This is a genomic window from uncultured Oscillibacter sp., from assembly GCF_900546705.1.
Taxonomy (GTDB): domain Bacteria; phylum Bacillota; class Clostridia; order Oscillospirales; family Oscillospiraceae; genus Oscillibacter.
Window position 1 is genome coordinate 1 of the sequence record NZ_URDP01000065.1, and the last position, 5,737, is coordinate 5,737.

A 5,737-nucleotide genomic window follows, 5' to 3' on the forward strand; every position below is an offset into this window, starting at 1 on the left:
ATGGGAGTCGAACCCACCTATGCAGCTTGGGAAGCTGCCGTTCTACCGATGAACTATAGCCGCGAGCCTGTGAGGTATTATACCAGACCTTTCTCCGAAATGCAACACGAAAAATGTCGTGGCATGAACTGCCCCGACCGCACATACACTGTACCACTGCTGCAAGGGGGAATGGACATGAAGCGATTTTTAACGGCCCTGTGCGCGGCCTTGCTGCTCTCCACCAGCGCAGGCGCCCTGGAGGTCTCGGCACCTGCGGCGGTGCTGATGGAAAAGGAGACGGGCACCGTGCTCTACGAAAAGGACGCCCACGCCAAGCTGGAGCCCGCCAGCGTCACCAAGGTCATGACCCTGCTTTTGACCATGGAGGCCATCGACGCCGGGCAGCTGCGCTACGACACGGTCATCACCGCCTCCGCCCACGCCTGCTCCATGGGCGGCAGCCAGATCTGGCTGGAGGAAAACGAGCAGATGACCGTGGACGACATGCTCAAGGCAGTGTGCGTGGTCTCCGCCAACGACTGCGCCGTGGCCCTGGCGGAGGCTGTGGCCGGCAGCGAGGAGGCGTTCGTGGAAAAGATGAACCAGCGGGCAGCGGAGCTGGGTATGAACGACACCACCTTCAAAAACGCCACCGGCCTGCCTGCAGAGGGACACGTCACCTCCGCCTGGGACATCGCCCTCATGAGCCGGGAGCTGATTTTAAATCACCCGGACATCCGCAACTACACCACCATCTGGATGGACTCCCTGCGGGGCGGGAAGTCCGAGCTGGTGAACACCAACAAGCTCATCCGCTTCTACGAGGGTGCCACAGGCCTGAAGACCGGCTCCACCGACTCCGCCCTCTACTGCCTCTCCGGTACAGCGGAGCGGGACGGCATGGAGCTCATCGCCGTCATCATGAAGGCGCCCACCTCCGCCCAGCGGTTCGACGACGCCAAGGCCCTGCTGAACTACGGCTTTTCCACCTACTCCCTGGAGACGATCGTGCCCCAGGAGGCGCTGCCGCCCGTTCCCGTGGAGCTGGGCACCCAGGCCACCGTACAGCCGGTGCTGGGCGATGGGGCCACGCTGCTGCTGGAGAAGGCAAAGGCCTCTCAGCTCAGTCAGGCAGTCACACTGGCCGATACCGTGGCCGCGCCGGTAGCTCTGGGCGACGTACTGGGTACTCTCACCGTCACCGCTGGGGAGGAGACGGTGGCCCAGATTCCCATCGTGGCAGGCGAGTCCGTGGACCGCATCACCTTCTCTCAGATGTTCACGCGGCTGCTGCGGACCGCGTTTTTGGGCGGGTGATGGATTTCGGCCCCGTACGACGGTTTTCTCTTGCTGTCCCATGGCGGGAATGCTATACTTTTTATAGCATGGCGTTCGCGCCATTACATAAGAAAGGACTTGTTTACCATGCTGGATGTAAAGCTGTTCCATATGAAATCCTTCCTGCCCATGCCCTATGAGGCGGCGCTGGCTCCCCGGCTCAAGCGCGCCCATGACATGCTGCAGACCGGAAACGGCCTGGGCGGTGAGTTCACCGGCTGGGTGCACCTGCCCCGGGACTATGACAAGGCCGAATTTGCCCGCATCAAGACCGCCGCAGACAAAATCTGCCATGACTCCAAGGCCCTGGTGGTCATCGGCATCGGCGGCTCCTACCTGGGTGCCCGGGGTGTGATCGACTGCCTGTGCTCTCCCAACTACAATCTCAAGAAGAAGGATACCCCCAACATCTACTTCGCCGGCAACGGCCTGTCCGCCGACGCCCTGCAGGAGATTCTGGACTTGGTGGAGGATCAGGATTTCTCCGTCAACGTCATCTCCAAGTCCGGCACCACCACCGAGCCCGCCGTGGCCTTCCGGTTCTTCCGGGCCGCTCTCGAGAAAAAGTATGGCAAGGACGGCGCCCGCAGCCGCATCTATGCCACCACCGACAAGGCCCGGGGCGCCCTGAAGTCCCTGGCCGACGCCGAGGGCTGGGAGACATTCGTGGTGCCCGATGAGGTGGGCGGCCGCTTCTCCGTGCTCACCGCCGTGGGCCTTCTGCCCATCGCCGTGGCCGGTGTGGACATTGACGAACTCATGGCCGGTGCCGCCGAGATGATGGAGCGGTGCAACGACGCCTCTTTCGACTGCCCCGCCTGGCGCTATGCCGCCATCCGCTACGAGCTCTACCGCTCCGGCCGCTCCGTGGAGCTGCTGGCCTGCTACGATCCCGCCTTCCGCTTCATGCTGGAGTGGTGGAAGCAGCTCTTCGGCGAGAGCGAGGGTAAGGACGACAAGGGTCTGTTCCCCGCCAGTGTGGAGTTCACCGCAGACCTCCACTCCATGGGCCAGTACATCCAGCAGGGCCGCCGCCTCATGTTCGAGACGGTGGTGCGCCTGGGCGCCTCCCACAGCCAGCTGACCGTGCCCGCCGACGCCCACGACGGCGACGGTCTCAACTTCCTGGCCGGCACCAGCATGGACTTTATCCGGGACCGGGCCATGGAGGGCACATTGCTTGCCCACACAGAGGGCGGCGTGCCCAACATTATCGTGGAGGCCGACGGCAAGACCCCCCGGGCCCTGGGTCAGTTCATCTACTTCTTCGAGTACGCCTGCGGACTGTCCGGGTATCTTCTGGACGTGAACCCCTTCGACCAGCCCGGTGTGGAGGCCTACAAGAAGAACATGTTCGCCCTGCTGGGCAAGCCCGGCTATGAAGATCGCCGGGCAGAGCTGGAGGCCAAGCTGGCTCAGTGAACGCGTATTGTCAATGCCTATTGTAAACAAAGATTGAACTTGCTTTTTTGCATTGTTTTTTACGCGATCTTATGCTATGCTGAACACAGGATAATTATCCCCCCGGCGATTCTATTTGACAGGAGTGATTGACTATGGTCAGACTTATTATGGGCGTGAAGGGCTCCGGCAAGACCAAGCGGCTCATCGAACTGATCAACAACGCGGCGAAGGACGAGCCCGGCAACGTGGTTTGCGTGGAGGCTTCCCGGAACCTGACTTATGATATCCACTATCATATCCGGCTGATCGACGCCCAGGAATATAAACTCAACAGCTATGATCTGCTGCGCGGCTTCATCAGCGGCCTCTATGCGGGCAACTACGACATTTCCCACGTGTTCATCGACAATCTGCTCAAGATCGTCGGCGGGGAAGTGGGCAGCGATACCGAAAACTTCGTGAACTGGCTGGATCGCTTCGGCGAGCAGAACAACATCAAGTTCACCGTCTGCATCAGCGCGGATGCTTCCGCCGCTACGGACGGCATGCAGAAGTTCCTGTAATTTCCCATCTGCAAAAAAGAGGCGGGCCTGAGGCCCGCCTCTTTGCTTTATTCAGTCCAATCGAAGGCCCGCGCAAAACAGTTGGGAGGCCGCGTCCGTGTCGCTCAGGCACACACGGTTCACTCCAAAAAACGCACACATACGCACCCGCTCCCGCACGCTCTGCTCGTTCAGATACCATACTGTCGTGGTCCCGCCGCTCTCCTGCTTCATCAGATACGAGCAGGCATAGCGCTGGGCATAGTAGGAATGGGCACCCTCCGCCAGCATTGTCTCCACCTCCGTGCCGGGCAGCGTCCGCTCCCGGCCGTTTTCCCAGGCGCTGGCAGTGGTGGTCAGCAGCAGACACAGCCGGCTCTCATCCACGTCCCCGCTCAGGCGGGAGAGGGCGTAGTACACCTCCTCCAGCGGCTCCATAGGGGCGGTGACAGCGCCGCCTACTTCCTTTTCATAGGCTGCGATCCGCACCACCAGACAGTCCGCCGCCTGTCCCAGAGCCCGGTAGTCATACGCAGGCTCCGTACCGGCATCCCAGGAGGGGGCGTCGGCCGCCACATAGAGGAGCTTTTCTCCAAGACTTCCGTCCAGCGCCTGGGCCAGCGCCGTCAGCGCCTGCTGATCCTGCTGACTCCGGGCCGGCAGATCCAGGTAAACACCGTCATAGCCGCCGGCGTCTACCGCCTCCGCCACGGCCGCAGCCAGTTCCCCGGCGCTGTGGCTGAGCACTGTACCGGCGGCGGTCACATGCAGGAGCGCCTTGGCCCCGGCGGCGCGGACCGCCTGCTCAAAGGCCTGTTCCCGCTCCGCGGCGGGCCGGTTCACCTGAGCTGTGCCGCCGTACGTAATGCGGCCGCCGGTGAGGGCCACTGCCGTATAGCCGCTCCAGTCCCCGCTGCCGTCGCCGGAGCACACGCCCACCAGAGAAGGCGCGGCATGGCAGGCGTCATATACCCGCATGAGCATGACGGCCGCCTGTTCCCGGGTAGCGGCCTTTTCCGGGGAAAAGGTGGTCTTGGACGTGCCGTTGACAATGCCCAGCTCATAGGCCATGGCCAGATACCCGGCGCCGGTCTCCACATCGGTAAAGGGCATGGGCAGGTCCTGGGCAAGGCCGGCGATGGTGCCGTAGCCGAGGGTCCGCACCAGCATGACAGCCAGCTCCTCCCGGGTGATGGGGTCATTCGGGCGGAAGGTATCTGTCTGGCTCGTGATGGCCCCGTGGACATAGGCCGTCTCCACCGCGGAATAATACCAGACATCCGGGTCCTGCACATCCCGGTAGGTGGGAGCGGACGGCGTCACCAGTTCCCAACCGGACAGGCGGCACAGGGACACCACGAAGGCGGCGCGGGTCATGGGTCGGCCCATACCGAAGCGGTCGGCGCTCTGCCCCTGGAGCACGCCCAGCTCCACGCAGCGGTAAATATCCTCCGCCGCCCAGCTGTCTGCCGGTACGTCCGCAAAGCCGGCAGCCCGGGCCCGGGGCACTGCGCACAGTACCACCGCCGCGGCCAGAAGGCCGGAGAATAATCGGCAAAAACGATTTTTCATGAACTTGTCTCCTTTTTCGTGAAAAATTCACGGCTGCTATTGTATCAAAATTTGGCACTTCCGTCAAATAAACCCTGTCGAATGGCGGAAATTGCCCGGGAATACAGGGGCTGCGCTCACATTTTTTCTTTACCTTGGTTTATCCATCTGCTATAATAGAATAGTTATTTTGGCGCATTGCACATACATGAAAGGAGGGTGCTTTCCGTGAAGTTTCAAAAGTGGAATATCGGCACGCCGGATGAGCGGGATGTCGCCCTTCTGCGCTCGGCGGGATACCCCTGCCTGCTGTCCACGGTGCTGGCCGCCCGGGGCATTACCACGGCGGAGGCCGCCGCGGAGTTTTTGGAGCGGTCCCGAAAGCTGACCTATTCCCCCATGCTGCTCAAGGACATGGACAAGGCCGTCGAACGGATCCAGCGGGCCATCAGTCAAAAAGAAACCATTGCCGTATTCGGTGATTACGACGTGGACGGCATCACCTCCACCGTGCTGCTGCGGGACTATCTGCAAAGCTGCGGCGTCCGCTGCCTGCGCTACATTCCCCGGCGCATCGAGGACGGCTACGGCCTCAGCCGGGACGCCATCCGGGGACTGCGGGACCAGGGCGCCACGCTGATGGTCACCGTGGACTGCGGCATCACCGGCAACGAAGAGGTGGACTACGCCAATTCCCTGGGCATGGACGTGGTGGTCACGGATCACCACGAGTGCAAGGAGACGCTCCCCGCCGCCGCCGCGGTGGTAGACCCCCACCGCTCCGACTGTCCCTACCCCTTCAAGCACCTGGCCGGTGTGGGCGTGGCGCTGATGCTGGTGCTGGCCCTGGGCGGTGAGAGCCGGGAGGACGCCCTGTTCGCCCGGTACTGCACCCTGGCTGCCATCGGCACCATCGCCGA

Annotated in this window: 5 protein-coding genes; 4 read left to right on the plus strand and 1 reads right to left on the minus strand. The window is 62.4% G+C overall.

Annotated features, from left to right (window positions below):
- The first annotated feature begins 177 nt into the window (after nt 1-177).
- The 3 genes from QZS13_RS09735 to QZS13_RS09745 all read left to right on the plus strand — a co-directional run bounded on the left by QZS13_RS09735 (nt 178) and on the right by QZS13_RS09745 (nt 3,287).
- Nucleotides 178-1,299, plus strand: a complete 1,122-nt coding sequence (locus QZS13_RS09735) for a D-alanyl-D-alanine carboxypeptidase family protein (protein ID WP_295588441.1) — start codon at nt 178-180, stop codon at nt 1,297-1,299.
- Nucleotides 1,300-1,407: 108 nt separating this feature from the next.
- Nucleotides 1,408-2,742: a glucose-6-phosphate isomerase gene (locus tag QZS13_RS09740; RefSeq protein WP_295588442.1), complete on the plus strand. Its 1,335-nt coding sequence runs from the start codon at nt 1,408-1,410 to the stop codon at nt 2,740-2,742.
- A 134-nt stretch (nt 2,743-2,876) separates the two neighbouring features.
- A complete protein-coding gene (locus QZS13_RS09745; protein ID WP_295588443.1) occupies nt 2,877-3,287 on the plus strand; it encodes a hypothetical protein in 411 nt (136 codons plus the stop codon).
- Between the two features lie 51 nt (nt 3,288-3,338).
- Here QZS13_RS09745 and QZS13_RS09750 read toward each other — a convergent pair whose 3' ends face one another.
- Entirely contained in the window at nt 3,339-4,838 is a 1,500-nt protein-coding gene (locus tag QZS13_RS09750; RefSeq protein ID WP_295588445.1) for an S-layer homology domain-containing protein, read from the minus strand.
- A 207-nt stretch (nt 4,839-5,045) separates the two neighbouring features.
- Here QZS13_RS09750 and QZS13_RS09755 point away from each other — a divergent pair.
- Nucleotides 5,046-5,737, plus strand: a 692-nt coding sequence (locus QZS13_RS09755) for a DHH family phosphoesterase (RefSeq protein ID WP_295588447.1), incomplete at its 3' end; no start/stop codon positions are given.

Bases quoted from the DNA above. Each gene is read 5' to 3' on its own strand.
- QZS13_RS09735 (WP_295588441.1), top strand. From the start codon at position 178: ATGAAGCGATTTTTAACGGCCCTGTGCGCGGCCTTGCTGCTCTCCACC.
- QZS13_RS09740 (WP_295588442.1), top strand. From the start codon at position 1,408: ATGCTGGATGTAAAGCTGTTCCATATGAAATCCTTCCTGCCCATGCCC.
- QZS13_RS09745 (WP_295588443.1), top strand. From the start codon at position 2,877: ATGGTCAGACTTATTATGGGCGTGAAGGGCTCCGGCAAGACCAAGCGG.
- QZS13_RS09750 (WP_295588445.1), bottom strand. From the start codon at position 4,838: ATGAAAAATCGTTTTTGCCGATTATTCTCCGGCCTTCTGGCCGCGGCG.